Consider the following 24,466-nt stretch of genomic DNA (forward strand, 5'->3'; position numbering starts at 1 on the left):
GGAAAATGCAAAAACCAAACCAAGGCTCCGAAAAGAAGCGCTCGACCACTGAAACGGGCGTTTGACGCTCGTTTGCGTGGCAGGTGGCCAGCTCCAACGGGTAGTTTCGAACCAAAATGGGCTGCAATGTGAGTACGGTGCAGTCTTATGCACCAATATAGTGCGCAAAGCTGAACAGCGTTAGAAGAAACGCAGGAAGGGGTTTTTCGGTTCTTCGGGTTTGTCTTTCAGCGGGCATTCCGGGCGCACGCCGTAGTCGTCAGCGACGCAAGGTTTGACCTGGCGTTTCTGGGTCAGCGAGATGCGCAGCATGTGGAACGGCTGATTGGCGGTTTTTTCGACCGTCCGCCCTTGGGTGTCGAGGATTTCCACCGACAGGTTGTGGCTGCCCCGGTCGATGTTGCTCAGTGGGAAAACCGGGCTGAGGCCGGGTTCGCCAATCGCCTGACCGTCGAGCAGCAAACGGTAGCGGTGCCCGGCTTGCAGGCCGGGTTCGCTGGTGACGCTGACGATCAACTCGCCGGCACTGCTGCGGATGGTTGCATCAGGTTCCGGGATCAGCAGACGCAGCATGTCGTAACGGAACAGCGGTAATTCGGGCGTTTGTTTTGCGCTGGTGATCGGCAGGGCGCCGGTGGGGTTGGCCGACATGCGGTTGCTGGTTGGCAGCGGCACACGCTTGGCTTTGCCGTGGGTCGGCTGGTCGGTAAACACCCGGTTACCCTGCGCATCAATGTAGGTAAACACCTCGGCCGACGCTGACAGCGCGATCAGCCCCAACAGAACCCCAATTCCCCAGCGCTTCATGGCTTGTGCACTCTCTGCACGGTAAACACCGCTGCGGGGCTTTGCTGGATGATCGCTTCACCGTCGATCACCTGCACCGCCAGCCGATGCTCGCCACGGTCGACATTCACCAGTTGCAGGATCGGCACATTGCTCGGCTGGCCATAAGGCTGATCATCCAGCAGCAGGCGCAATTGATGCGGCGGTTGCAGGCGCGGCTTGATCAGCACGGTGACGGTAAAGGTGCCGTTGTTGGCGCGCAGGGCTTCCTCGGTGGGCAAGCCTCCCAGTTCCAGAATCTCGTAGGTTTTGCGCGGCTGTTCGCGGGTATCCGATACCGGCGGTGGCGCAGAAGTGCTCGGCGCCTGCGGCTCGACGCGATTGAGCGGCGGCAACTCCACCGCCTGCGCCTGCACGCCGTCGGGCGCATGATCGCTGTAACCCGTGTTGCCGGCGGCGTCGGTGTACTTGTAGATCTGCGCGCTCACAGGGCATGTGATGGCCAGGAGCAACAAGCATGGAAATAGCCGCATTCATTCTCCCTGTGGGCAGCGAAGACTACTCGGACAATGGGATGTCCTGGCCGCCAGCATAGAACACAATCAGCTCCACTGGTTCGTCGCCGGTCTTAAGGTTGCGAGGCATTGCTACTGTGCCATTTAGGCTTGATCACTGGGCGCTGCTGGCTGCCTTCTCGGTAACCCAGTGGCCTTCGCGCTCTCCGTCGCGGTAGTTGCCGCGTTCGGTGACGCCGCCAACAGTCCGCTCGCTCGGTCCATTGAGCTTGCCATGGCTGTAGGTTTCGAACCCGGTAGCAACCCAGTCCATCTCATCGTAGTTGGCGAGCGTCCAGCGACCCTCGCGCAAACCGTTGCGGTAGTCACCTTGTGCGTATTGCGCATCGTGGAATTCGGTCCATTTTCCCTCGCGCACGCCATTTACATAGCTGCCTGATTCCGAATAGTTGTTCTCTTTGGCAAAGTACCATTCTCCGATGCGCGCACCGTGCTGGTAAGTGCCACGGGAAGCGATCTCGCCGTCGTAGAACGACACCGACTTGCCGTCCTCACTGCCTGTGAACTGCGCCGGCGCGGTCTCCCAGGCGATGCGGCTGACCGTGTAGTTGTAGAGTGTGCGGTTGCCCTCGACGCGGGTGGTGTCGAGCCAGCGCCAGAAGGTAACGGTGAGAAACCGGCCGTCTTTTTCCTGGTAGGTCTTCTTGAAGAAGTACGGTTGAGCATCCGGCGTCGGGTCGCTCAGCGGGTCGTAATATTGGCCGTAATAGCCCACCAGCGTTCCTTGGCTGAAGTCGATCTGATCGAACTCCGGCACGCCGGTTTCTTCGTAATAGAAGCGGTAGTTGAGCGGGGTGATCCGGCCCAGGGCCTTCTTGACTGTCAGTGCGTCGAGGTGTTTCTGCCCGGCGGTGATCCGGTCCAGAGCGCTCTGCAAGTTCGCGACGCGGCTGTAGAGGCGGTCGTTGTTGTTGTACTTGTAGGCGTGAATCTTGTAGAGCCCGTTTTGTCGGAACAGCACGAAGCGGGTCGGATCCTCACTGTCGAGCGACATCAGGAACACCGACTCGATGGACGCTGCGCCGAAATCATCGAGCAGATGCGGCTCTGCAACCGGCGAGTCGCAGACGCAGTAGTAGCCTTTCACACCGCCCGCTTCCTTGATGAACGCCAGCGTCGCCGAACTCTCCTGCAATCCCTGAATCAGCGGATGCGCCAGCGACTTGTTTTCATAAAACTCGGTGGCGCTGACAGTCGTGCAGCCAATGCCGAGCGTCAGGGCGAACAACCACAACCACTTCATACGAATCCTTTCGTCAAGGCGCCGGGCAGGGCGCGAGAGCGGCGGATTATCCATGGATGCGCAGGCACAAAAAAGGCCTCCCGAAGGAGGCCTCTTTTTTGTCACGCCGCGTAGCGCGGCGCTACCGGATCAGCAGCTGTAGTACAGCTCATATTCCAGTGGGTGTACGAAGGTGCGGACTTTGATTTCTTCTTCGCTTTTCAGCGCGATGTAAGCATCGATGAAGTCGTCGGAGAACACGCCGCCCTTGGTCAGGAACGCACGGCCCTTGTCCAGCTCTTCCAGAGCTTCTTTCAGGCTGCCGCAAACTTGTGGGATCTCTTTCGCCTCTTCAGGCGGCAGGTCGTACAGGTTTTTGTCGGCAGCATCGCCTGGGTGGATCTTGTTCTGGATGCCGTCGAGGCCAGCCATCAGCAGCGCTGCGAAAGCCAGGTACGGGTTGGCAGCCGGATCCGGGAAACGTGCTTCGATACGACGGCCTTTAGGGCTGTTGACGTAAGGAATACGGATCGAGGCGGAACGGTTGCGCGCCGAGTAGGCCAGCATTACCGGAGCTTCGAAACCTGGTACCAGACGCTTGTAGGAGTTGGTAGCCGGGTTGGTGAAGCCGTTCAGCGCTTTACCGTGCTTGATGATGCCGCCGATGAAGTACAGAGCGGTTTCCGACAGGCCGGCATAGCCTTCGCCAGCGAAGGTGTTCTTGCCATCTTTGGAGATGGACATGTGCACGTGCATACCCGAACCGTTGTCGCCGTACAGCGGCTTCGGCATGAAGGTAGCGGTGCGGCCGTAAGCGTCGGCAACGTTGTGCACAACGTATTTCAGTGTCTGAACTTCGTCAGCTTTCTTCACCAAGGTGTTGAACTTGACACCGATTTCGTTCTGACCGGCAGTTGCCACCTCGTGGTGGTGAACTTCAACGACTTGACCCATCTCTTCCAGTGCGTTGCACATCGAGGTACGGATTTCGTGGTCGTGGTCGAACGGCGGAACCGGGAAGTAGCCGCCTTTCACGCCTGGACGGTGGCCACGGTTGCCACCTTCCACGTCCTGGTCGGACATCCACGAGCCTTGCTCGGAGAAGATTTTGAACATCGAACCGGAGATGTCGGACTTGAACTTCACTTCGTCGAAGATGAAGAACTCTGGCTCAGGACCGCAGAAAACGGTGTCACCGATACCGGTGGTCTTCAGGTATTCCTCGGCGCGGTGCGCGATGGCGCGCGGGTCACGATCGTAACCTTGCATGGTCGAAGGTTCGATGATGTCGCAGACCAGGATCAGGGTCGGCTCTTCGGTGAACGGGTCGAGCACGGCAGAATCGTCGTCCGGCAGCAGGATCATGTCGGAGGCTTCGATGCCTTTCCAGCCAGCGATGGAGGAACCGTCGAACATCTTGCCGACTTCGAAGAAGTCGTCTTCCAGCGCATCGCGAGCCGGCATGGTCACGTGGTGCTGAGTGCCTTTGGTGTCCGTGAAGCGCAGATCAATCCACTTGACGTCATGATCTTTGATGAGTTGAACCGACTTCGACATAGTGTCCTCCGGGTGAATTAGGGCGGGTAGTGGATGCCCTTAATAGTGGTGATGCCGGCGCGAATACTCTGCCAAGGCAACCTGCCTCACAAGGGAGCAAATTGCATGCCAGTGCCCCAGCATGGGTTTTTTGCCCCGTATTCACGCTTATAAAGGTGCAAAGCTTCGAAATATAGAAAAACCCGCCCTCTAATGTAGCGTCATTAACCGGAAATGACCCGTTTTGGTGCAGGCAAAACCTTCTGCACATTAACTGGTTAAACCTTGAGCAATTTCCGCTATAATCCGCGCCCCCCTTTTTCGGCTGGCCCTGCGCGCGCTGTTTTCATGAAATTAATCGTAAAAGTCTTCCCCGAGATCACCATCAAAAGCCGACCTGTCCGGACGAAATTCATCCGCCAGTTGGCCAAGAATATCCGCACCGTGCTCCGTGACCTGGACCCGGCCGTGGTGGTGAACGGTGTGTGGGACAATCTCGAGCTGGAAACGCGCATCAGCGACCCCAAGGCCCTGAAAGAGATGGGCGAGCGCCTGACGTGCATGCCGGGCATCGCGCACTTTTTGCAGATCGACGAGTACCCGCTGGGTGACTTCGACGACATCACCGAGAAGTGCAAACAGCACTACGGTGATGCGCTGGCCGGGAAGATTTTTTCGGTGCGTTGCAAACGTGCGGGCAAGCACACTTTCAGCTCGATGGACGTCGAAAAATACGTCGGCAGCAAGCTGCGCCGTGAGTGCGGTGCCGCTGGAATCGACCTGAAAGCGCCGCAAATTGAAGTGCGGATGGAAATTCGCGACAAACGGTTGTTTGTGATCCACAGCCAGCACAATGGTATCGGCGGCTACCCGCTCGGTGCGCTGGAACAGACACTGGTATTGATGTCCGGCGGCTTTGACTCGACGGTTGCCGCGTACCAGATCATGCGCCGCGGCCTGATGAGCCACTTCTGCTTCTTCAATCTGGGCGGCCGCGCCCATGAATTGGGGGTTATGGAAGTCGCGCATTTCATCTGGAAGAAGTACGGCAGCTCGCAACGCGTGTTATTTGTCAGTGTGCCGTTCGAAGAAGTGCTGGGAGAAATTCTCGGCAAAGTCGATAACGGTCATATGGGCGTCGTTTTGAAGCGTATGATGTTGCGCGCGGCTTCCAGCATCGCCGACCGGTTGCAGATCGATGCGCTGGTGACCGGCGAGGCGATCTCCCAGGTTTCCAGCCAGACGCTGCCGAACCTGTCCGTGATCGACTGCGTGACCGACAAACTGGTGTTGCGACCGCTGATCGTCGCGCACAAGCAGGACATCATCGACACGGCCAACGAGATCGGCACCGCCGATTTCGCCCGGCACATGCCTGAGTATTGCGGCGTGATCTCGGTCAATCCGAAGACCGCGGCCAAGCGCAATCGGGTCGAGCACGAAGAGAAAGAATTCGACATGGCAGTCCTTGAGCGTGCGCTCGAGAACGCCAGACTGGTGCCGATCGATCGGGTGATCGACGAATTGGGCCAGGATTTGCAAATTGAAGAAGTCGGCGAAGCACTGGCCGGTCAGATCGTCATCGACATCCGTCACCCGGATGCCGCTGAGGACGAGCCGCTGGAGCTTGCCGGCATTGAGGTACAGACGATGCCGTTCTATGCAGTGAACGCACGTTTCAAGGAACTGGACCCTACTCGCCAGTACCTGCTGTATTGCGACAAAGGCGTGATGAGTCGCCTGCATGCCCACCATTTGCTCAGTGAGGGGCATGCCAATGTGCGCGTTTATCGACCGAGCTAAGTGCCCGGGGCTGTTTGCCTGTGGCCTGCGTCACCGGCCCCCCGACACCGCCGTCAAGCTGTAACGGCCACGCCGGACACTACTGCTAATCGCTGCCAAGACTTGTCAGCAAACCGAATCCTCTGATCGAGATACACAAGTGATCGAAAATCTACGCAACATCGCCATCATTGCTCACGTTGACCATGGTAAAACCACCCTGGTAGACAAACTCTTGCGTCAATCCGGCACTCTGGAGCGCAACGAGCTCAACGACGAGCGCGTGATGGACTCCAACGACCAGGAAAAAGAGCGCGGTATTACCATTCTGGCGAAAAACACCGCCATCAACTGGAACGGCTACCACATCAACATCGTGGACACCCCGGGCCACGCCGACTTCGGCGGCGAAGTTGAGCGCGTGATGTCGATGGTTGACTCCGTGCTGCTGCTGGTCGACGCTCAAGACGGCCCTATGCCGCAAACCCGTTTCGTGACCAAGAAGGCTTTCGAAGCCGGCCTGCGTCCAATCGTGGTGATCAACAAGGTTGACCGTCCAGGCGCGCGTCCGGACTGGGTTCTGGATCAGATCTTCGACCTGTTCGACAACCTCGGTGCTACCGAAGAACAACTGGACTTCCAGGTTGTTTACGCCTCGGCCCTGAACGGCATTGCCGGTCTGGATCACACCGACATGGCTGAAGACATGACCCCGCTGTACCAAGCGGTTGTCGATCACGTTCCGGCTCCTAAAGTCGACCGTGAAGGTCCGTTCCAGATGCAAATCTCGGCACTGGACTACAACAGCTTCCTCGGTGTAATCGGCGTTGGCCGTATCGCTCGTGGCAGCGTCAAGCCGAACACCCCGGTTGTTGCAATCGGTGCTGATGGCAAGAAGCGTAACGGTCGTATCCTGAAGCTGATGGGTCACCACGGTCTGCACCGTATCGACGTTGAAGAAGCTTTCGCAGGCGACATCGTTTGCGTCAGCGGTATGGACTCGCTGTTCATCTCCGACACCCTGTGCCACCCGGACACTGTCGAGGCGATGAAGCCTCTGACCGTTGACGAGCCAACCGTTTCCATGACTTTCCAGGTAAACGACTCGCCATTCTGCGGTAAAGAAGGCAAGTTCGTGACGTCCCGTAACATCAAGGACCGTCTGGACAAAGAGCTGCTGTACAACGTTGCCCTGAAAGTTGAAGAAGGCGACACCGCTGACAAGTTCAAGGTTTCCGGCCGTGGTGAGCTGCACCTCTCGGTACTGATCGAAACCATGCGTCGCGAAGGCTTCGAGCTGGCCCTGGGCCGTCCGGAAGTGATCATTCGTGAAGTGAACGGCGTTAAACAAGAACCGTTCGAAAACGTGACCATCGACATCCCTGAAGAAGCGCAGGGCAAGGTCATGGAAGAGATGGGTCTGCGTAAAGGCGACCTGAGCAACATGGTCCCGGATGGTAAAGGCCGTGTGCGTCTGGAATACAACATCCCTGCTCGTGGTCTGATCGGTTTCCGTAACCAGTTCCTGACCCTGACCAACGGTGCTGGCATCCTGACCTCGATCTTCGATCGCTACGACACCGTCAAGTCGGGCCACATGTCCGGCCGTCAGAACGGCGTTCTGGTTTCGGTTGAAACCGGCAAGGCTCTGACCTACTCCCTGGAAACTCTGCAGGCGCGTGGCAAGCTGTTCGTTGAACACGGTCAGGAGATCTACACCGGTCAAATCGTCGGCCAGAACAGCCGCGACAACGACCTGGGTATCAACCCAACCAAAGGCAAGAAGCTCGACAACATGCGTGCTTCGGGTAAAGACGAAACCATCGCTCTGGTTCCACCAGTGAAGTTCACTCTGGAACAGGCTCTGGAATACATCCAGGAAGACGAGCTGTGCGAAGTTACGCCTAAGTCCATCCGTCTTCGCAAGAAGATCCTGGACGAAAGCGAGCGTACCCGCGCTGCGAAGAAAGCCAAGATCTGAGTAATCAGTTCAGGCTGAATGAAAACGCCCCCGGTCGAGAGACCGGGGGCGTTTTTGTTTGTCTGGGGGTTATGTATTGATTTCAGCGCCCCATCGCTGGCAAGCCAGCTCCCACAGGGTTTTGAGTCGGACATGGATTCTGTGTACGACAACAATCACTGTGGGAGCTGGCTTGCCAGCGATGGCGGCCTGTCAGCCGCCACAAAAATCAAAAGCGCTCGATCGGCTTGAAATTCTGCTCACGCACCACTTCTTTCGGCTTGTACGCGCAATACCCCGGACGCGGTCCGATCTTCGGGTGGTTGCGGCAAGTGTCCGGGCGTTTGTCATAAATGGTGCACAGGCGGCTTTTACGATCCAGGTAGTAGCAATCGTTGTTGCTCATACGCTGCAGGGTGAAGATCCCCGACTTCTGATTGAAGCGTTCGACCAGCCCGTCCTTTTGAAGACGCTTGGCGATGTTCTTCGGCGGATCGCCCAGTTCGAACTCGTCGACCACGCCGATACGCACCAGATCCTTGATCTTGACCTCGACCGGCAGCGTGCAGCAGCTCGACATGCACGAGCCGCACATCGGTGCCGTGTATTTGGCCCAGGTGTCGAGACGGTCAATCTCGGCTGCGGCGATCAGGTTGGGCTTCATCATCGGGTTTTACCAGGCGTGTGTATCAGGGCGCGCGATCATACCGGGACTGGTGGATTTTTGAACAACCTTTCGCCAGATTTTTTCCGGGTGCGTACCCCGGGGCCGACAAATCGGCACGGCCCCTGCATTGATCAGGGCATCCGCCAAGGGAATGCCGTACCAACTTGCAGATACAGGAAATACTGCCGAACGACATGCCCTACTGCCGGTCAGACCGTCTAGGCTCTGACAATTCCCGCTCGCTCGAGGTCCTATCGATGACTCAAGAACCACTAGTTCGCGAAGCAGAGGTGGCCGCATTCCGCGATGCCGTCCTGACCAAACTCACCTACGCGGTCGGCAAAGACCCGGATCACGCCTTCGACCATGACTGGTTCGAAGCCATCGCTCTGGCGGCGCGCGATCACATGGTCGAGCACTGGATGGATCACACCCGGCAGATTTACCGCAAAGGCCAGAAGCGGGTGTACTACCTCTCGCTGGAATTCCTCATCGGCCGTTTGCTCTACGACAGCCTGAGCAACCTCGGCCTGCTCGATGTGGCGCGCGAAGCGCTGACTGAGCTGGGCGTTGATCTGGAGCGCATCCGCATTCTCGAACCCGACGCGGCGCTGGGTAACGGCGGCCTCGGACGTCTGGCTGCATGCTTCATGGAAAGCATGTCGACCCTCGGCATTGCCGGCCACGGTTACGGGATTCGTTATGAGCATGGCTTGTTCCGCCAGGCCATCGTTGATGGCTGGCAACAGGAGCAGACCGAACACTGGCTGGATTTCGGTAACCCGTGGGAATTCGAGCGGCCGGAAGTGGCTTATCCGATCGGCTTCGGCGGCAGCGTCGAAACCGTAATCGATGAAAATGGCAAATCCAAACAAGTCTGGACACCGGGCGAAACCGTCCGCGCCATCGCTTACGACACGCCGGTTGTCGGCTGGCGTGGGGCGAGCGTCAACACCCTGCGCCTGTGGCGCGCTCGCGCCGTGGAAGATTTGCACCTGGAACGCTTCAACGCCGGTGACCACTTGGGCGCCGTGGCCGAAGTCGCCCGCGCCGAAAGTATTTCCCGCGTGCTCTACCCGGCGGACAGCACCGAAGCGGGGCAGGAGTTGCGTCTGCGTCAGGAATATTTCTTCGTCGCCGCGTCGCTGCAGGATTTGCTGCGTCGTCATCGCAACATGCACTCCTCGGTACTGACCCTGGGCGATCACGCCGCGATTCAGCTCAACGACACGCACCCCTCGATTGCCGTCGCTGAACTGATGCGCCAACTGGTCGACGTTTACGACGTGGCTTGGGACGCTGCATGGCAGGTCACCGTCGATACGCTGTCGTACACCAACCACACATTGCTGCCCGAAGCGCTGGAAACCTGGCCGGTCGGCCTGATGGAACGCATGCTGCCGCGGCACATGCAGATCATCTATCTGATCAACGCCCAGCACATCGATTCGCTGCGCGCCAAAGGCATTCACGATTTCGACGTGCTGCGGGCGGTGTCGCTGATCGAGGAAGACAATGGGCGCCGAGTACGCATGGGCAACCTCGCGTTCCTCGGTTCGCACAGCGTCAATGGCGTGTCCGGACTGCACACGCAGTTGATGCGCGAAACCGTGTTCTCCGAGCTGCACAAGCTGTATCCGGAGCGCATCAACAACAAAACCAACGGCATCACCTTTCGTCGCTGGTTGTATCAGGCCAATCCCGAACTGACCTCGATGCTGGTCGATGCCCTCGGACCGGACGTGCTTGATCACGCCGAAGACCGCTTGACTGAGCTTGAGCCGTTCGCCGAAAAACCGGCGTTCCGCAAAGCCTTCGCCGAGCAACGCCTGCACAGCAAAAAGGCTTTGGCCTATCTGATTCACGAAAGGCTGGGGATTGCGGTCAATCCGGCGGCGTTGTTCGACGTGCAGGTCAAACGCATTCACGAATACAAACGCCAGTTGCTCAACCTGCTGCACACCGTGGCGTTGTATCAGGCGATTCGCGCCGAGCCGGAAACCGACTGGGTGCCACGGGTGAAAATCTTTGCCGGTAAAGCAGCGGCGAGTTATCACCAGGCCAAGTTGATCATCAAGCTGACCAACGACATCGCCCGCGTGGTCAACAACGATCCGACCGTGCGCGGGCTGCTGAAAGTGGTGTTCCTGCCCAACTACAACGTCAGTCTGGCGGAGAGCATCATTCCGGCGGCCGACTTGTCCGAACAGATATCCACTGCCGGTTTCGAGGCGTCGGGCACCAGCAACATGAAGTTTGGCCTCAACGGTGCGTTGACCATCGGCACCCTCGACGGCGCCAACGTGGAAATGTGCGAGCGCATCGGTGCCGAGCACATGTTCATCTTCGGTCTCTCGGCCCAGCAGGTCGAAGCGCGCAAACAGAACCACGAGTTCAGCGCCTTGCCGGATATCGCTGCATCGCATCGCCTCAACGATGTGTTGCAGGCGATCCGCAGTGGTGTGTTCTCGCCGGACGACACCTCGCGCTACACCGGTTTGATCGATTCGCTGATCGACTACGACCGCTTTCTGGTCTGCGCCGATTTCGACTCCTACTGGAACGCGCAGATGCGCGTGGAAGCGCACTGGCATGACGCCAATCAGTGGTGGCGCTCGGCAGTGCTGAACACCTCGCGCATGGGCTGGTTTTCTTCCGACCGGACGATTCGTGAGTACGCCACGGAAATCTGGAAGGCGCTGGAGTAACTTCCAGCACGGCTCGATATACTGGCGCGGCTGAAAAGATCGCAGCCTGCGACAGCTCCTGCATAACCTGTGCAGGAGCTGCCGCAGGCTGCGATCTTTTTCGATCAGGCTGCGCTAATCTTCCCGGATTAGCCTTCGCGCTCAGGGATATCGACCATGCAATGGATGTTCATGTTGATCGGGCTGCTGCTCGGCGGACTGCTCGACGAGTCGGTCGAGGGCGCGCTGCTCGGTGCATTGCTCGGGCTGGCCATCGGTCAGACGCTGCGCATCGCGCGTCTCGGCGCGCAAACGGCGGAGCAACAGCTTCAACTTGAGCAGGCAAAAGTCGCGTTGCAGGGTGTCGAGCAGCGCTTGTTTCTGCTTGAGGGCGCGCGCGTTCAGCCGGCGCCACCGCCATCTCCGAGTGTTGCGCCGGTCAGCGAGCCCGTCCCTGAGCCTGTCACGATATTTGAACAAGCGCCTGCCGCTGCCCCGGAACTGATCTGGGAGCTGCCGCCCGAACTCGAACCGCTATCCGCCGCCACCGTCGAATCAAGCCAGCCGTTGCCGGCCGATGTCTGGCGTCCGGAGCCGATCCCCCGCGAAGCGCCAGCCCCGGCCGAACCGCGTGGCCCGAACCTGTTCGACCGCGCCATCGGTGCCGCGCGCAACTGGCTGTTCGGCGGCAACACCGTATTGCGGGTCGGCGTGGTGCTGTTGTTCTTCGGTCTGGCATTCCTGCTGCGCTACGCCACCGAAGGCATGGTAGTGCCAATCGAATTGCGTTACGCCGGGGTCGCGGCAGCGGCGCTGGGTCTGCTGGCGCTCGGCTGGTGGCTGCGGCATCGCAACACTAATTACGCGTTGATGCTGCAAGGCACCGGGATCGCGGTGTTGTATCTGACGGTGTTCGCGGCGATGCGCTTGCATCCGTTGCTCGATCCGACGGCAGCGCTGGGATTGCTGGTGGCAGTCACGGTGTTCTCGGCGATTCTGGCGATCACTCAGGATTCTCTGGCACTGGCATGCGCCGCCGCGCTGGGTGGTTTCGCAGCACCGATCCTGACCTCGACCGGCGCCGGCAACCATGTCGCACTGTTCAGCTATTTCGCGCTGCTCAACACCGGCATCCTCGCCATCGCCTGGTTCAAGGCCTGGCGTCTGCTCAACCTGATCGGGTTTGTCGGCACCTTCGGCATCGGTTTCGCCTGGGGCCTGCGTTCGTATACGCCGGAGCTGCTGTGGAGCACCGAGCCGTTCCTGATCCTGTTTTTCCTGATGTACCTGGCCATCGGCTTGCTGTTCGCCCGGCGCAAGTTGCTCGACATGCCGGATGCGCCGGCCGATGGCGACCGTGAAGCGCTGCTGCACTGGTCAGCGCGCAAGGGTGACTACGTCGACGGGACGATGCTGTTCGGCCCGCCGCTGGTGGGTTTCGGCCTGCAGTTCGCACTGGTGCAGCATCTGGAGTTTGCCGCCGCATTCAGCGCGCTGGCGCTGGGCGCGATCTACATGGTTCTCGCCAAGGTGTTGATGGGCGGACGCGCATTGCTGCTGGCGGAAACCTGTCTGGCGTTGGGAGTGATTTTCGCCAGTCTGGCGATTCCGCTGGGCCTCGATGCGCGTTGGACGTCGGCGGCGTGGGCAGTTGAGGGCGCGGGGATTTTCTGGCTCGGTCTGCGTCAGCATCGACCGTTTGCCCGCGCGTTTGCGTTGTTGCTGCAACTGGGTTCGGCATTGGCCTTTCTCAGTCAGTTGCGCATCGGCGAGAGCAGTCTGCTCGACGGTTCGCCGCTGGGCGCATTGATGCTGGGCGCGGCGTTGCTGTTCAGCTTCTATCAACTGCGCCAGGCGTCGCCGGAGCAGGCTTCTGATCGCGAGCGCCAAGGCTTGCCGGTGCTGGCAGCTCTGGGCCTGACGTTCCTCTATCTGCTGGCGCCGCTGTTCTTCTTCACCCACGGCACGGCGATCAGTTGGGCGCTCGCGGGACTCGTGACTTTGTTTGTCGGGCTGCGCCTGCAATCGCGCACCTTCCTGTTCACCGCGTTTGCCGTGCAACTGCTTGGCGGGGCGTTGTTCCTGTTGCGTCTGCAAGGCGCGGGAGAGGATTCGGCGGCAGTGTTCAACGCCGGTTGGAGCGGCCTGCTCAGCGCTTCGCTGATCGGTCTGGCGCTGATTGCCGGCATGTTGCTGGCAGCGCGCGACGAGATGGTGCGCAGCGATGTGCGGCTGCTGCGCGGCTTGTCGGTGGTGCTGCTGGCGGGCTTGGTGCTGATCAATCTGGCGGTGCTGTTCGTGCTGCCATGGCAGACCGCGAGCGCGGTGTGGGCGGCCAGCGGATTGTTGATCATCTGGCTCAGTCTGTATCTCAAGCAGCGTGTGAGTTTTGTCTTTGGTCTGCTGTTGCAGTTGATCGGCGGTGCGGCGTTTTTGCTGGCCGGGCCGCAATTGCTCGGACCGCTGTCGAGCCAAGGTTTGACGCCGCTGGCGCATGGCGGATTCTGGACGCCGCTGGTGTTGGGGCTGGCAGCGATGATCGGCGCCTGGCGCTTGCAGCAGGGCAATCACGCCTCGGCGTTCGATGTGCTGAGTTTGCAGCGGCTGTCTGAGGTGCTATTGATCTGGGGCGCCGGTTGGTGGGCGCTGGCGTGGGTCAGCGAAGTGCTGCGCTTTGCGCCGCTGAACCTGCAAGCGACGTTGCTGCTGTTGGTCGCGGCGCTGAGTGTTGCGCTGTGGACACTGTTGTCACTGCGCCTGAGATGGCCGGCACTGGGGCTGCTCTGCACCTTGCTGATTCCGGCTTCAGCGCTGGTGTTGCTCGCAGCGTGGCACTCGCGTTATCACCCGGCGGCTGATTTCGGCTGGCTGGCGTGGGCAGCGGTGTTCGCCGTGCATTTCTTCAGCCTGCGGCGACTGGCGCCGATGCTGCCGGCGCGCGCGTTGAGCACGGCGCATGTGCTCGGTTGCTGGCTGCTGATCGGCGTGCTGGCGCTGGAGTTGCGCTACGGCTTGCTGCTGTTGTCCGAGCAATACAACGCCTGGCGCTGGTTGGGCTGGGCAATTCTGCCAAGTGCGTATTTATTGCTAATGGCTGCGCCGCGCAACTGGCCGTGGCCGGTGGCGGCGTTCCCGCGCGAATACCGCTTGTACGCGGCAGCGCCGTTGGCGGTGTTGATGCTCGGCTGGTTCTGGCTGGCCAACGCCGTCAGCGACGGCAACGCCGAACCGTTGCCATACGTACCGCTGATCAACCCATTGGAGTTGGGCCTGCTGTTTGCCCTGTTCGGTGTTTACGTCTGGTCGCGCAGTGCCGTAACGCAACTGTCGATCCGCAAGGATTACGCCAACAACGCCACGCAATTGATTGCCGGTGTTTCGCTGTTCGCCTTCTGCACCGTGCTGGTGATGCGCGCCGCGCACCATTGGGCCGGCGTGCCGTTTGAGCTGGATCAACTGCTCGGTTCGATGCTGGTGCAGGCCGGGTTGTCCATCGTCTGGACGCTGATGGCGTTGGGGCTGATGATCGGCGGGCATCTGCGTCATCGTCGCGAGGTGTGGCTGATCGGCGCGGCGTTGATTGCGCTGGTGGTGACCAAACTGATTTTTGTCGAATTGAGCAACCGTGGCGGGCTGGCGCGGATCGTCTCGTTTATCGGCGTTGGCGTGTTGCTGCTGGTGGTGGGCTACTTCGCGCCGCTGCCGCCAAAACGCGTCGACGCTGCACCGGCGGCGGACAAGCCCGCGCCGGAAACCGAAGGAGTTTCGTCTTGAGTCAAAAGCTGAATCCGGTCTGGCTGCTGCTGGGCATGGCGATGAGTGTGGGCGCGCAGGAAAAACCGGCGGACTTCGCCGCCCAGGTGCTGTTGGCGGTGAGTGGCAGCGGGCCGTGGTATCGCCTCGAACTGCCGCTGAACGTGCAATTACAGGCGCGTCAGACCGATCTCAGCGACTTGCGCGTGTTCAACGCTGCCGGCGAACCCCAAGCCTATGCGCTGGCCCGCGAATCGGCGCAGACCCGCGATGACGGCAGGCTCAATGATGTGAAATGGTTCCCGCTGTACAACTCGGCCGATGCCACCGAACGCGCGCCGAGCGTGCGTGTGCAATCCAGCGCCAATGGCACGCTGGTCGAAGTGCAGCCGTCGAGCCAACTGGAAGCGGGCGAAGAAGTCTTGCGCGGCTGGCTGCTCGACGCCAGCGCGATCAAGGCGCCGTTGCAGCAGTTGATCCTCGACTGGACCAGCGAGCGCGACGGCTTCCAGCGTTTCAGCATCGAAGCCAGCGACGACTTGCAGCACTGGCAGGCTTGGGGCGAGGGCCAGGTCGCGCGTCTGACGTTTTCCGACGAGAGGATCGAGCAGCACGAAGTGGCACTGCCGGGGCGATCGGCACGTTACCTGAGGCTGCTATGGGATTCTTCATCCTTCGCACCAATCCTCACCTCCGCGCAACTGAAAAGCAGCGACCCACGTAATCTGCCGCTGCCATTGGTCTGGTCGCAAGCGTTGGCCGGCAGCACTACCAAGGCCGGCGAATACACCTGGCAGTTGCCGATGGGGCTGAATGTCGAGCGGGTGCAGGTCGAACTGAAGCAGCCGAACAGCCTGGCGCCGGTGACCTTGGCGGGTCGTCGCGAAAGCAGCCTGCCATGGCAGACGTTGAGCAGCGGTTTGCTCTATCGCCTGACGCAGAACGGTCAGGATGTGGTGCAGAACGAATTGCAGCTCTACGGGCAGCCGGTGCAGCAGCTCAAGCTGACAGTTGATGAGCGCGGAGGCGGTCTAGGGGAGCAGGCGCCGAGCGTGAAGTACGCGGTGCGCGCCACTCAAGTAATCTTTCTGGCTCGCGGCGAAGGCCCGTTCAGTCTCGCGCTGGGCAATCCGACCGTGAAAATCGCGAACCTGCCGCTGTCGACGCTGATTCCCGATTTCACTCCGGCCAAACTCGCCGCGCTGGGCAAGGCCACGGTACAAGGCGCAGCGGTCGCGACCCCGACTGCGCCGGCCACCGCTACAGTGGCCGAGCAAACCAACTGGAAGAAATTCGGCCTGTGGGCAGTGTTGCTGCTGAGCGTGGTATTCCTCGGCGCAATGGCTTTCAGTCTGTTGCGCAAGCCGCCGGCGAAGTCCTGAAGATCGCGGGTGCGCCGCTCGCGCCCGTCGGGTTTCCATCTACGCTTAATGCGATACCTGAACTCTGTGCAGTCGATCACGTCTGATAGCAGGAATTGCACCCGACGCACGTTCCCCGGCGTCATTGCTCGCTACGTTTTCAGACTCCCTGTAAACTGCGCGGGTTTTTAGCCCCCCATTCCACCGGAGCCGTCCATGTCCCGCGTTACCCTGAGTCGCTATCTGATCGAGCAGACCCGTAGCAACAACACACCTGCCGATCTGCGTTTTCTGATCGAAGTGGTGGCGCGCGCCTGTAAAGAAATCAACCACGCCGTCTCCAAAGGCGCCCTGGGCGGTGTTCTGGGCAGCATGGGCACGGAAAACGTGCAAGGCGAAGTGCAGAAGAAACTCGACGTGATCTCCAACGAGATCCTGCTCGAAGCCAACGAATGGGGTGGTCACCTGGCCGGCATGGCGTCCGAAGAAATGGACAATGCCTACCAGATCCCGGGCAAATACCCGAAGGGCGCGTACCTGCTGGTATTCGACCCACTGGACGGTTCGTCGAACATCGACATCAACGCGCCAGTCGGCACGATCTTCTCGGTACTGCGTTGCCCGAACGAATACCTGACCCAGAACGAGCCGCTGAACGAGAAGGCTTTCTTGCAGCCAGGCACCCAGCAGGTCGCTGCCGGTTACGCGATCTACGGCCCGCAGACCATGCTGATCCTGACCCTCGGCGACGGCGTCAAAGGCTTTACCCTGGACCGTGAAATGGGCAGCTTCGTCCTGACCCACGAAGACATCACCATTCCTGAAACCACCCAGGAATTCGCGATCAACATGTCCAACCAGCGTCACTGGGAAGCTCCGGTACAGCGCTACGTTGGCGAGTTGCTGGCTGGCGAAGAAGGCCCGCTGAAGAAGAACTACAACATGCGTTGGGTGGCCGCGATGGTTGCCGACGTACACCGCATCCTGACCCGTGGCGGTCTGTTCATGTACCCACGCGACAGCCGTGAGCCGTCCAAGCCGGGCAAACTGCGTCTGATGTACGAAGCCAACCCGATGTCGTTCCTTGTTGAACAAGCGGGCGGCGCGTCCACCGACGGTCACCAGCGCATCCTCGACATCCAGCCTGAAGGCCTGCACCAGCGCGTAGCGGTGTACCTCGGCTCGAAAGAAGAAGTTGCCCGCGTTACGGCTTACCACAAGGAATAAACCATGAACGCGCCCTGGCAGCCGTTGCTCGATTGGTGGTTCGGTGATGCCGAATCGCCGAACGAAGTGGCGGCGCAACAGGGCAAGTTATGGTTCGGTAAACGCGACAGTCAAGACCTCGAAGCGCGAGAGCGTTTCGGGGTCTTTGTCGATCAGGCTCTGGCCGGTGAATTGATCGAGTTGTTTGCGCATCGCAATGCGATTTTGGAGCGGGAGTCTAGTGCGGAGGAGTTAATGTTTCTCGGTCAGCCTGGTTCAAGCTTTTAGCTCGCCTGAGCTATTTTGTTGAACTGTGTCCATTTCATCTAATTCAAAAAACAAGGTTTCAGCATCTTTGTATTTTCCTTGTTCAATTTCCTTGGCACTCAATGCAAGGATGGCCAAGAAAGTCCTTTGGTCTGGATGAGCGCAATCCTGTTTCTTGTTCATCAGTCAAACCTCTTAGTGAGTTGCGGATCAGGCTGGAGGCATTCTGCGTCAGTTAACCCGCCTTCGCGAGCAGGCTCGCGAAGAAGTTAGTGGCCGCGTATTAAATCCGGAAACTACCCACCAACTGCTTCAACCGCGCAGCCTGCTGCTCCAGATCCGAACAAGCCCGCAACGTCGCCTGCAAGTTCTCCACCCCTTCCTGGTTCAGCGTGTTGATCTCGTTGATATCCACGTTGATCGACTCGACCACCGCCGTCTGTTCCTCAGTCGCGGTCGCTACCGACTGGTTCATGCCGTCGATCTCGCCGATACGCTGAGTCACGCTGCCCAGTCGCTCACCGGCCTGATTGGCAATGCCGACGCTGCTTTCGCTCTGGCGCTGGCTGTCGGTCATGATGCTCACTGCCTGACGTGCGCCGACTTGCAGTTCTTCGATCATCTTCTGCACTTGCTGCGCCGAATCCTGAGTGCGGTGCGCGAGGTTGCGCACTTCATCGGCAACCACGGCGAAACCACGCCCGGCTTCACCGGCGCGGGCGGCTTCGATCGCGGCGTTGAGTGCCAGCAGATTGGTCTGCTGCGAGATGCTGGTGATCACTTCCAGAATCTGCCCGATGTTCACGGTGTTGCTGTTGAGGGTTTCGATGTTGCCGCACGAATCGCTGATCTTCGCCGACAGCTGTTGCATCGCGGCGATGGTTTTATCCACCACTTGCTGACCGTCTTCGGCCAGGCTGCGCGCGTCGCTGGAATGTTGCGAGGCGAGGGCGGCGTTCTGCGCAATTTCCTGGGCGGCGGCGCCCAACTGGTTGATCGCAGCGGCCACGCTGTTGGTGCGAGTGGCTTGCTGGTCGGAGTTGTACATCGACGAGTTCGACGCGGCGACTACGCGCAGGGCGACTTCGTTGACCTGGCCGGTGGCCGAGGACACTTCGCGGATCGAGGTGTGAATGCGCTCGACGAAACGGTTGAACGAGGTGCCCAGTGCGCCGAATTCATCATTGCCGTAAATAGTCAGACGCTTGGTCAGGTCGCCTTCACCTTCGGCGATGTCATGCATGGCGCGGCCCATGGTCAGCAGCGGCTGCATCAACACGCGGATCAGCATGCCGAGCAGGCCGATGATGATCAGCACGGCGATAACCATGGCGATCAGCGCCGAGGTGCGGAATTCGCTGAGCATCGCGAACGCGGTGTCCTTGTCCAGCACCAGCGCCACGTACCAGTCAGCCGACGGCACGCCGTTGACGCGGGTGAAGGAGATCAACTGGGTCTTGCCGTCGAACTCGACTTCTTTCAGCCCCGGACTGACTTTTGGCGCGCCATTCGGGTAGGCCTCGGCCAGGGTTTTCAGCACCAGTTTGCTGTCCGGGTGGATCAGTATCTTGCCGTCGGCGCTGACGATGAACGCATGACCGTGGCCGCCGAAGTTCAGCAAGTTGATGATCGCGCTGACGCTGGTCAGGTCGATGTCCGCACCGGCCACGCCGATCATCTGGCCCTGACGCTGTACCGGAGTGGCGACGGTGATCACCAGTTTGCCCGACGACGCGGCGATGTACGGTTCGGTGACGATGGTCTGCTGTGCGGCGTTGGCAGCCTTGTACCAGCCACGGGCGCGCGGGTCGTAATCCGGCGCACGGTTACCGGCCGGCACCGAGAACATCACGCCGTCCGCACCACCGAAGTAGCTCAGTTGGAAATTGCCGGTGTAGGCGGGCAGGTCGATGATGCGTTTCAGGCTCGCCGGAGCATTGCCATCGGCGACCACTTGCTGCGACATCGATTGCAGCAACTGAATGCGGCTCTCCAGCCAGGTCTGAATGTTGCTGGTGGTCAGACTGCCAAGTTCCTGCATCGACGCTTCGGTGCTGGTTTGCAGGGCCTCGCGCTGGCGATAGTCGTTGAACAGGATGAAACAGGCGAACGCAACAGCCACCACGAGCGCGGCTGCCAGCAAGATCTTGTGGCTGAACTTCATGTTTCTGGTCATAAGAGAGCTACCGCGAGGGTCAAATCGAGAAAGGGCGGCAATTTGCCACATCAGAAGGCATTGCGCTGCTCTTGTGTCGACCGGTTCACGCCAAAGATTAGGCGCCGCCTGTGAATTGCGACGAAATGCTCAATAGCCCCAAAAAGTGTTTGATTTATGGGTAAAAGCCAGACGAATGACCTGATAAATAGCCTTCAGTACAGGGAACCAGATAGGGGTTTTCTCTTCTAAGCTTCTGGTTGGCACCATGCCATCCCCCCTCGTTCCAGGAGTTACACCATGTCGCTGCGATCTATCGCCCTGCTGTCGTTCTGCGTGTTGTTGGCCGCGTGCGGCAAAATCAATCAGGAAAACTATTCGAAGCTGTCGGCCGGCATGCCGAAAGCCGAAGTCGAGACCTTGCTCGGCAAACCCACCGATTGTTCGGGCGCGCTTGGCATGTCCAGTTGCACCTGGGGCGACAAGAACAGCTTTATCAGCGTGCAGTACGCCGGTGACAAAGTGCTGATGTTTTCCGGCCAAGGCCTGAAGTAAACCGGGGCTATACGCCCACGGGAGAAAAACAATGAAGCGGTTATTGCTTGTTCTTTTTGCCGGCCTGTTACTGGCCGGCTGCGCCACATCCGGTGAAGATCCGTTGGCGCCGAAAACGGTCGACAGTGTCAATCTCAAGCGTTATCAGGGCACCTGGTACGAGCTGGCCCGGTTGCCGATGTACTTCCAGCGCAACTGCGCGCAATCCGAAGCCCGTTACACCCTCAAGCCGGATGGCAATGTCGGCGTGTTCAACCGCTGCCTGACGGCGGACTGGCAGTGGGAAGAGGCCAAAGGCACGGCTTATCCACAGGTGCCGGGCAAGACCGACAAATTGTGGGTCGAGTTTGATAACTGGTTTTCGCGTCTGATTCCGGGTGTGGCGAAGGGGCAATATTGGGTGTTGTACGTCAGCGATGACTACAAAACCGCGATCGTTGGCGACCCGAGCCGCAAGTACCTGTGGCTGCTGTCGCGTACACCGACCGTCAACGGGGTGGTGCGTGAAGAATTGCTGAGCAAGGCGCGTCAGCAGGGTTACGACACCACGCGACTGATCTGGCGAGCGTCCGATCGGCAGATGGCCAAGACCTCGCATTAAAAGCTAAAAGATCGCAGCCTGCGGCAGCTCCTACAGGGGAATGGTATTTCTCCTGTGAGCTGCCGAAGGCTGCGATCTTTTGATTTTCTTATCCTAAAAGTTCGCGCAGCACTTGGGTGAACGCGCGATTGCTGTCTTCCTCAGCGGCATGCCGCCCATCGCGCACCACCCATTGGCCGTTGACCAAGACGTCACGCACCTGACGATCGCCGCCAGCAAACAACCAGCGATTCAAAATCCCGTCACCCTTGGCGGTCGCCAGATACGGGTCATTGCCGTCGAGCACTATCCAGTCCGCACGCTTGCCAACTTCCAGCGCCCCAATCGGCTGGCCCAACGCTTGAGCACCCCCGTCCAGCGCCGCGTCATACAGCGTGCGCCCGACCATCGGCTGATCCGCGCCATACAAACGATTACGCCGTTGATCGCGCAGCCGCTGACCGTATTCCAGCCAGCGCAATTCTTCCACCACGCTCAACGACACATGACTGTCGGAACCGATGCCCATCCGCCCACCCTGAGCGAGAAAATCCACCGCCGGAAAAATCCCGTCGCCCAAGTTGGCTTCAGTGGTCAGGCACAGCCCGGCAATGGCGCGACTCTTGGCCATCAGCGTGACTTCTTCCGGGTTGGCGTGAGTCGCGTGCACCAGGCACCAGCGCTGATCGACTTCGGTGTTTTCGTACAGCCATTGCAGCGGGCGGCGACCGCTCCAGCTCAGGCAGTCGTCGACTTCCTTCTGCTGCTCGGCGATATGGATGTGGATCGGGCACTGCTTGTCGCTCGCCGCCAGCACGTCGCTGATCTGCTGCGGCGTGACCGCGCGCAACGAGTGGAAACACAACCCCAGCGACTGGGCTTTTTGCTGCGCCAGCAACGGTTGCAGGCGCGATTGCAGATTCAGGTAATTCTCAGTGCTGTTGATAAAGCGGCGCTGGCCATCGTTCGGCGTCTGGCCACCGAAACCGCTGTGGCTGTAGAGCACCGGCAGCAGTGTCAGGCCGATCCCGGCGGAGGTCGCAGCCTGGCTGATTTGCAGCGCCAGCTCGGCCGGGTCAGCGTACGGCTGGCCGTTGACGTCGTGGTGCACATAGTGAAATTCAGCGACCGAGGTGTAGCCGGCCTTGAGCATTTCGATGTACAGCTGACGGGCGATCACGCCGAGTTGATCCGGGCTGATTTTTCCGACGAGGCGATACATCAGATCGCGCCAGGTCCAGAAACTGTCGTTCGGATTTCCGGCGACTTCCGCCAGCCCGGCCATCGCTCGCTGGAATGCGTGGGAGTGCAGATTGGGCATGCCCGGCAGCAACGGACCGCTCAGTCGTTCGGCGCCATCTGCGGTGGAATCGGCCTGGATTCGGGTCAGAACGCCTTCGGCGCTGACCTCAAGACGTACATTATTGGCCCATCCGTCAGGCAGCAGCGCGCGTTCGGCAAAGAAGGCGGACATGGTTCAGCACCCCATCGTGTGTTATTTGTATATACATATACAGACGTTTGCCTGCCCGGTAAACTCCGGCAAGCTAGCGACCTTCATCCAATGAACAGGGATCAACCGTGCCGACTCCGCCTCCAGTTTCTCCGTTGGCCGCGAACATGGGCGACAGTCCGGCGCCTTTGTACGCCCGCGTCAAACAGATGATCACCCAGCAGATCGACAGCGGTAACTGGCCTCCGCATTACCGCGTGCCGTCGGAAAGCGAATTGGTCAGCCAGCTCGGTTTCAGCCGCATGACCATCAACCGCGCACTGCGCGAGATGACCGCTGACGGCCTGTTGGTGCGCATGCAGGGCGTCGGCACGTTCGTCGCCGAACCGAAGAGCCAGTCCGCGCTGTTCGAAGTGCACAACATCGCCGATGAGATCGCCTCGCGCGGCCATCGCCACACCTGCCAGGTCATCACCCTCGAAGAAGAGGCCGCCGGTTCCGAGCGCGCGCTGGCGCTGGACATGCGTGAAGGGCAGAAGGTCTTTCACTCGCTGATCGTGCATTTCGAAAACGACATTCCGGTGCAAATCGAAGACCGTTTCGTCAACGCGCTGGTCGCCCCGGAATACCTCAAGCAGGACTTCACCCTGCAAACGCCTTACGCCTACTTGAACCAGGTCGCGCCGCTGACTGAGGGCGAGCACGTGGTCGAAGCGATCCTCGCTGAAGCGTCCGAATGCAAACTGCTGCAGATCGAACCAGGCGAGCCATGCCTGCTGATCCGCCGCCGCACCTGGTCGGGTCGTCAGCCGGTCACGGCGGCGCGCCTCATTCATCCCGGTTCTCGTCATCGTCTGGAAGGGCGGTTTCATAAATGAAACAAGTCAAGGTTTTACGCGCAGAAGGTTACCCGCGCATGCCGTGGAAAAACGGCGGCGGCAGCACTGAAGAAATCACCCGTGACGCGGGCGCCGGCCTCGATGGTTTCGGCTGGCGTCTGTCGATTGCCGACATCGCTGAATCTGGCGGCTTCTCGAGCTTCGCCGGTTACCAACGAGTGATCACGGTGTTGCAAGGCGACGGCATGACCTTGTGTGTCGACGGCGACGATACCCGACCATTGTTACCCCTCGACCCGTTTGCCTTCAGCGGTGAAAGTCAGGTTTCCTGCACGTTGCTCGGCGGCGCGATTCGCGACTTCAACCTGATCTATGCGCCGCAACGTTACAGCGCACGGCTGCAATGGCTGGTTGGCGAGCAGCGGTTTTTCAGCTCGGCGGGGACGGTGTTGGTGTTCAGTGTCAGTGAGCTGCTGGAAGTGGTGGTCGGTGCCAGCGCAGCGCAACTGGGCCGGCATGATTGTCTGCAACTGGACGGTAACAGCGGGTTGGTCGAAATTGCTGTTGATGCGGGTTGCTGCGTAATCGAACTGACTGCACGCTAGTTCCCGATTCAACGAATACCTTGTGGCGAGGGAGCTTGCTCCCGCTGGGCTGCGAAGCGGCCCCAATTCGGTGTACACCGAATTGGGAGTCCTTCGGCCTCCAGCGGGAGCAAGCTCCCTCGCCACATTTGCTTCCACAACTTGTTCCCAACTCACGCACCAATTTGTTACCGAACGCCCCAGCGTGGCGCAAAGCCACGCTTATGTAACGGCTCGTACACCCTCGAAAAAATTCCCGCAAAAAATTTCATCCAAGCCCAAACCCTTGATTCATGAGCTCTCCAGCTCTGCGCCCAATCGTTCTCGATTCCCCGACCGACAAGTTGGCCGCTCGATTGCATATGCTTGTATGTACAAGTAAAGACGTATGCGTATGAGTCGAACCAGACTCCCCCGCAGCGTCCACTGATTCGCTGGTCGCGCATTGATGCGCACAGCTGCTTGCCCACTGCCAGGGTTGGTTTGAATTGATCGCTG

Annotated in this window: 18 protein-coding genes and 3 pseudogenes; 12 read left to right on the forward strand and 9 right to left on the reverse strand. The window is 59.7% G+C overall.

The window, feature by feature from the left end; all coding sequences use genetic code 11:
* Positions 1 to 180: 180 nt before the first annotated feature.
* The 4 genes from ACP7EE_RS01340 to glnA form a co-directional block, all read right to left on the reverse strand.
* On the reverse strand, positions 181 to 807 hold the full coding sequence (locus ACP7EE_RS01340) for a DUF4124 domain-containing protein (protein ID WP_426232994.1): 627 nt from the start codon (positions 805 to 807) through the stop codon (positions 181 to 183).
* The gene (locus tag ACP7EE_RS01345; protein ID WP_426232996.1) at positions 804 to 1,319 is read right to left on the reverse strand and encodes a DUF4124 domain-containing protein; all 516 of its coding nucleotides are present in this window, start codon (positions 1,317 to 1,319) and stop codon (positions 804 to 806) included. Before ACP7EE_RS01345 ends, ACP7EE_RS01340 begins: the two co-directional genes overlap by 4 nt.
* A gap of 136 nt (positions 1,320 to 1,455) precedes the next feature.
* A complete protein-coding gene (locus ACP7EE_RS01350) occupies positions 1,456 to 2,604 on the reverse strand; it encodes a toxin-antitoxin system YwqK family antitoxin (protein ID WP_426232998.1) in 1,149 nt (382 codons plus the stop codon).
* A 129-nt stretch (positions 2,605 to 2,733) separates the two neighbouring features.
* A complete protein-coding gene (gene glnA, locus ACP7EE_RS01355; protein WP_420646845.1) occupies positions 2,734 to 4,140 on the reverse strand; it encodes a glutamate--ammonia ligase in 1,407 nt (468 codons plus the stop codon).
* A 327-nt stretch (positions 4,141 to 4,467) separates the two neighbouring features.
* On the opposite strand from glnA, the gene thiI reads away from it, so the two are divergent.
* Both thiI and typA read left to right on the forward strand, forming a co-directional pair.
* Positions 4,468 to 5,922: a tRNA uracil 4-sulfurtransferase ThiI gene (gene thiI, locus ACP7EE_RS01360; protein WP_420646846.1), complete on the forward strand. Its 1,455-nt coding sequence runs from the start codon at positions 4,468 to 4,470 to the stop codon at positions 5,920 to 5,922.
* Between the two features lie 139 nt (positions 5,923 to 6,061).
* The gene (typA, locus tag ACP7EE_RS01365; RefSeq protein ID WP_420646847.1) at positions 6,062 to 7,882 is read left to right on the forward strand and encodes a translational GTPase TypA; all 1,821 of its coding nucleotides are present in this window, start codon (positions 6,062 to 6,064) and stop codon (positions 7,880 to 7,882) included.
* A 208-nt stretch (positions 7,883 to 8,090) separates the two neighbouring features.
* Here typA and ACP7EE_RS01370 read toward each other — a convergent pair whose 3' ends face one another.
* A complete protein-coding gene (locus ACP7EE_RS01370) occupies positions 8,091 to 8,528 on the reverse strand; it encodes a YkgJ family cysteine cluster protein (protein WP_420646848.1) in 438 nt (145 codons plus the stop codon).
* Positions 8,529 to 8,785: 257 nt separating this feature from the next.
* Here ACP7EE_RS01370 and ACP7EE_RS01375 point away from each other — a divergent pair, with 257 nt between their 5' ends.
* The 6 genes and pseudogenes from ACP7EE_RS01375 to ACP7EE_RS01400 all read left to right on the forward strand — a co-directional run.
* Positions 8,786 to 11,236, forward strand: coding sequence for a glycogen/starch/alpha-glucan phosphorylase (locus ACP7EE_RS01375; RefSeq protein ID WP_426201831.1), 2,451 nt, complete (start codon positions 8,786 to 8,788; stop codon positions 11,234 to 11,236).
* Positions 11,220 to 11,270, forward strand: a pseudogene (locus ACP7EE_RS01380) (hypothetical protein); the annotation flags it as partial. The gene ACP7EE_RS01375 and the pseudogene ACP7EE_RS01380, both read left to right, overlap by 17 nt.
* A 122-nt stretch (positions 11,271 to 11,392) precedes the next feature.
* A complete protein-coding gene (locus ACP7EE_RS01385) occupies positions 11,393 to 14,989 on the forward strand; it encodes a DUF2339 domain-containing protein (RefSeq protein ID WP_426233001.1) in 3,597 nt (1,198 codons plus the stop codon).
* Entirely contained in the window at positions 14,986 to 16,350 is a 1,365-nt protein-coding gene (locus tag ACP7EE_RS01390; protein ID WP_426233003.1) for a DUF3999 domain-containing protein, read from the forward strand. The genes ACP7EE_RS01385 and ACP7EE_RS01390 overlap by 4 nt, the downstream gene beginning before the upstream one ends.
* A 195-nt stretch (positions 16,351 to 16,545) precedes the next feature.
* Entirely contained in the window at positions 16,546 to 17,556 is a 1,011-nt protein-coding gene (locus ACP7EE_RS01395; protein WP_420646852.1) for a class 1 fructose-bisphosphatase, read from the forward strand.
* A gap of 3 nt (positions 17,557 to 17,559) precedes the next feature.
* Positions 17,560 to 17,736, forward strand: a pseudogene (locus ACP7EE_RS01400) (DUF924 family protein); the annotation flags it as partial.
* 75 nt (positions 17,737 to 17,811) lie between these two features.
* On the opposite strand, the gene ACP7EE_RS01405 reads toward ACP7EE_RS01400, so the two are convergent.
* From ACP7EE_RS01405 to ACP7EE_RS01415, 3 genes and pseudogenes are all read right to left on the reverse strand, one after another.
* Positions 17,812 to 17,985, reverse strand: coding sequence for a hypothetical protein (locus ACP7EE_RS01405; RefSeq protein ID WP_426201826.1), 174 nt, complete (start codon positions 17,983 to 17,985; stop codon positions 17,812 to 17,814).
* Positions 17,986 to 18,085: 100 nt separating this feature from the next.
* Positions 18,086 to 18,850, reverse strand: a complete 765-nt coding sequence (locus ACP7EE_RS01410) for a methyl-accepting chemotaxis protein (RefSeq protein WP_426202205.1) — start codon at positions 18,848 to 18,850, stop codon at positions 18,086 to 18,088.
* A 93-nt stretch (positions 18,851 to 18,943) separates the two neighbouring features.
* Positions 18,944 to 20,029, reverse strand: a pseudogene (locus tag ACP7EE_RS01415) (HAMP domain-containing protein); the annotation flags it as partial.
* 228 nt (positions 20,030 to 20,257) lie between these two features.
* Between ACP7EE_RS01415 and ACP7EE_RS01420 the strand changes: the two are divergent.
* Complete coding sequence (locus ACP7EE_RS01420) at positions 20,258 to 20,512, forward strand: hypothetical protein (RefSeq protein ID WP_420646855.1); 255 nt, start codon at positions 20,258 to 20,260, stop codon at positions 20,510 to 20,512.
* A 31-nt stretch (positions 20,513 to 20,543) separates the two neighbouring features.
* Positions 20,544 to 21,113 carry a lipocalin family protein gene (locus ACP7EE_RS01425; RefSeq protein WP_426233005.1) on the forward strand — a complete coding sequence of 190 codons (570 nt, stop codon included), beginning with the start codon at positions 20,544 to 20,546 and terminating at the stop codon, positions 21,111 to 21,113.
* 88 nt (positions 21,114 to 21,201) lie between these two features.
* Here ACP7EE_RS01425 and ACP7EE_RS01430 read toward each other — a convergent pair whose 3' ends face one another.
* Positions 21,202 to 22,566 (reverse strand): formimidoylglutamate deiminase, encoded by a 1,365-nt coding sequence (locus ACP7EE_RS01430; protein WP_426233007.1) that lies wholly within the window; start codon positions 22,564 to 22,566, stop codon positions 21,202 to 21,204.
* 146 nt (positions 22,567 to 22,712) lie between these two features.
* Here ACP7EE_RS01430 and hutC point away from each other — a divergent pair, with 146 nt between their 5' ends.
* A complete protein-coding gene (hutC, locus tag ACP7EE_RS01435; protein WP_420647166.1) occupies positions 22,713 to 23,423 on the forward strand; it encodes a histidine utilization repressor in 711 nt (236 codons plus the stop codon).
* Positions 23,420 to 23,989, forward strand: coding sequence for a HutD/Ves family protein (locus ACP7EE_RS01440; RefSeq protein WP_426233009.1), 570 nt, complete (start codon positions 23,420 to 23,422; stop codon positions 23,987 to 23,989). The genes hutC and ACP7EE_RS01440 overlap by 4 nt, the downstream gene beginning before the upstream one ends.
* Positions 23,990 to 24,466 lie beyond the last annotated feature (477 nt).

The sequence above is a fragment of the Pseudomonas sp. TWP3-2 genome, assembly GCF_049897765.1.
In the GTDB taxonomy this organism is placed as follows: Bacteria; Pseudomonadota; Gammaproteobacteria; order Pseudomonadales; family Pseudomonadaceae; genus Aquipseudomonas.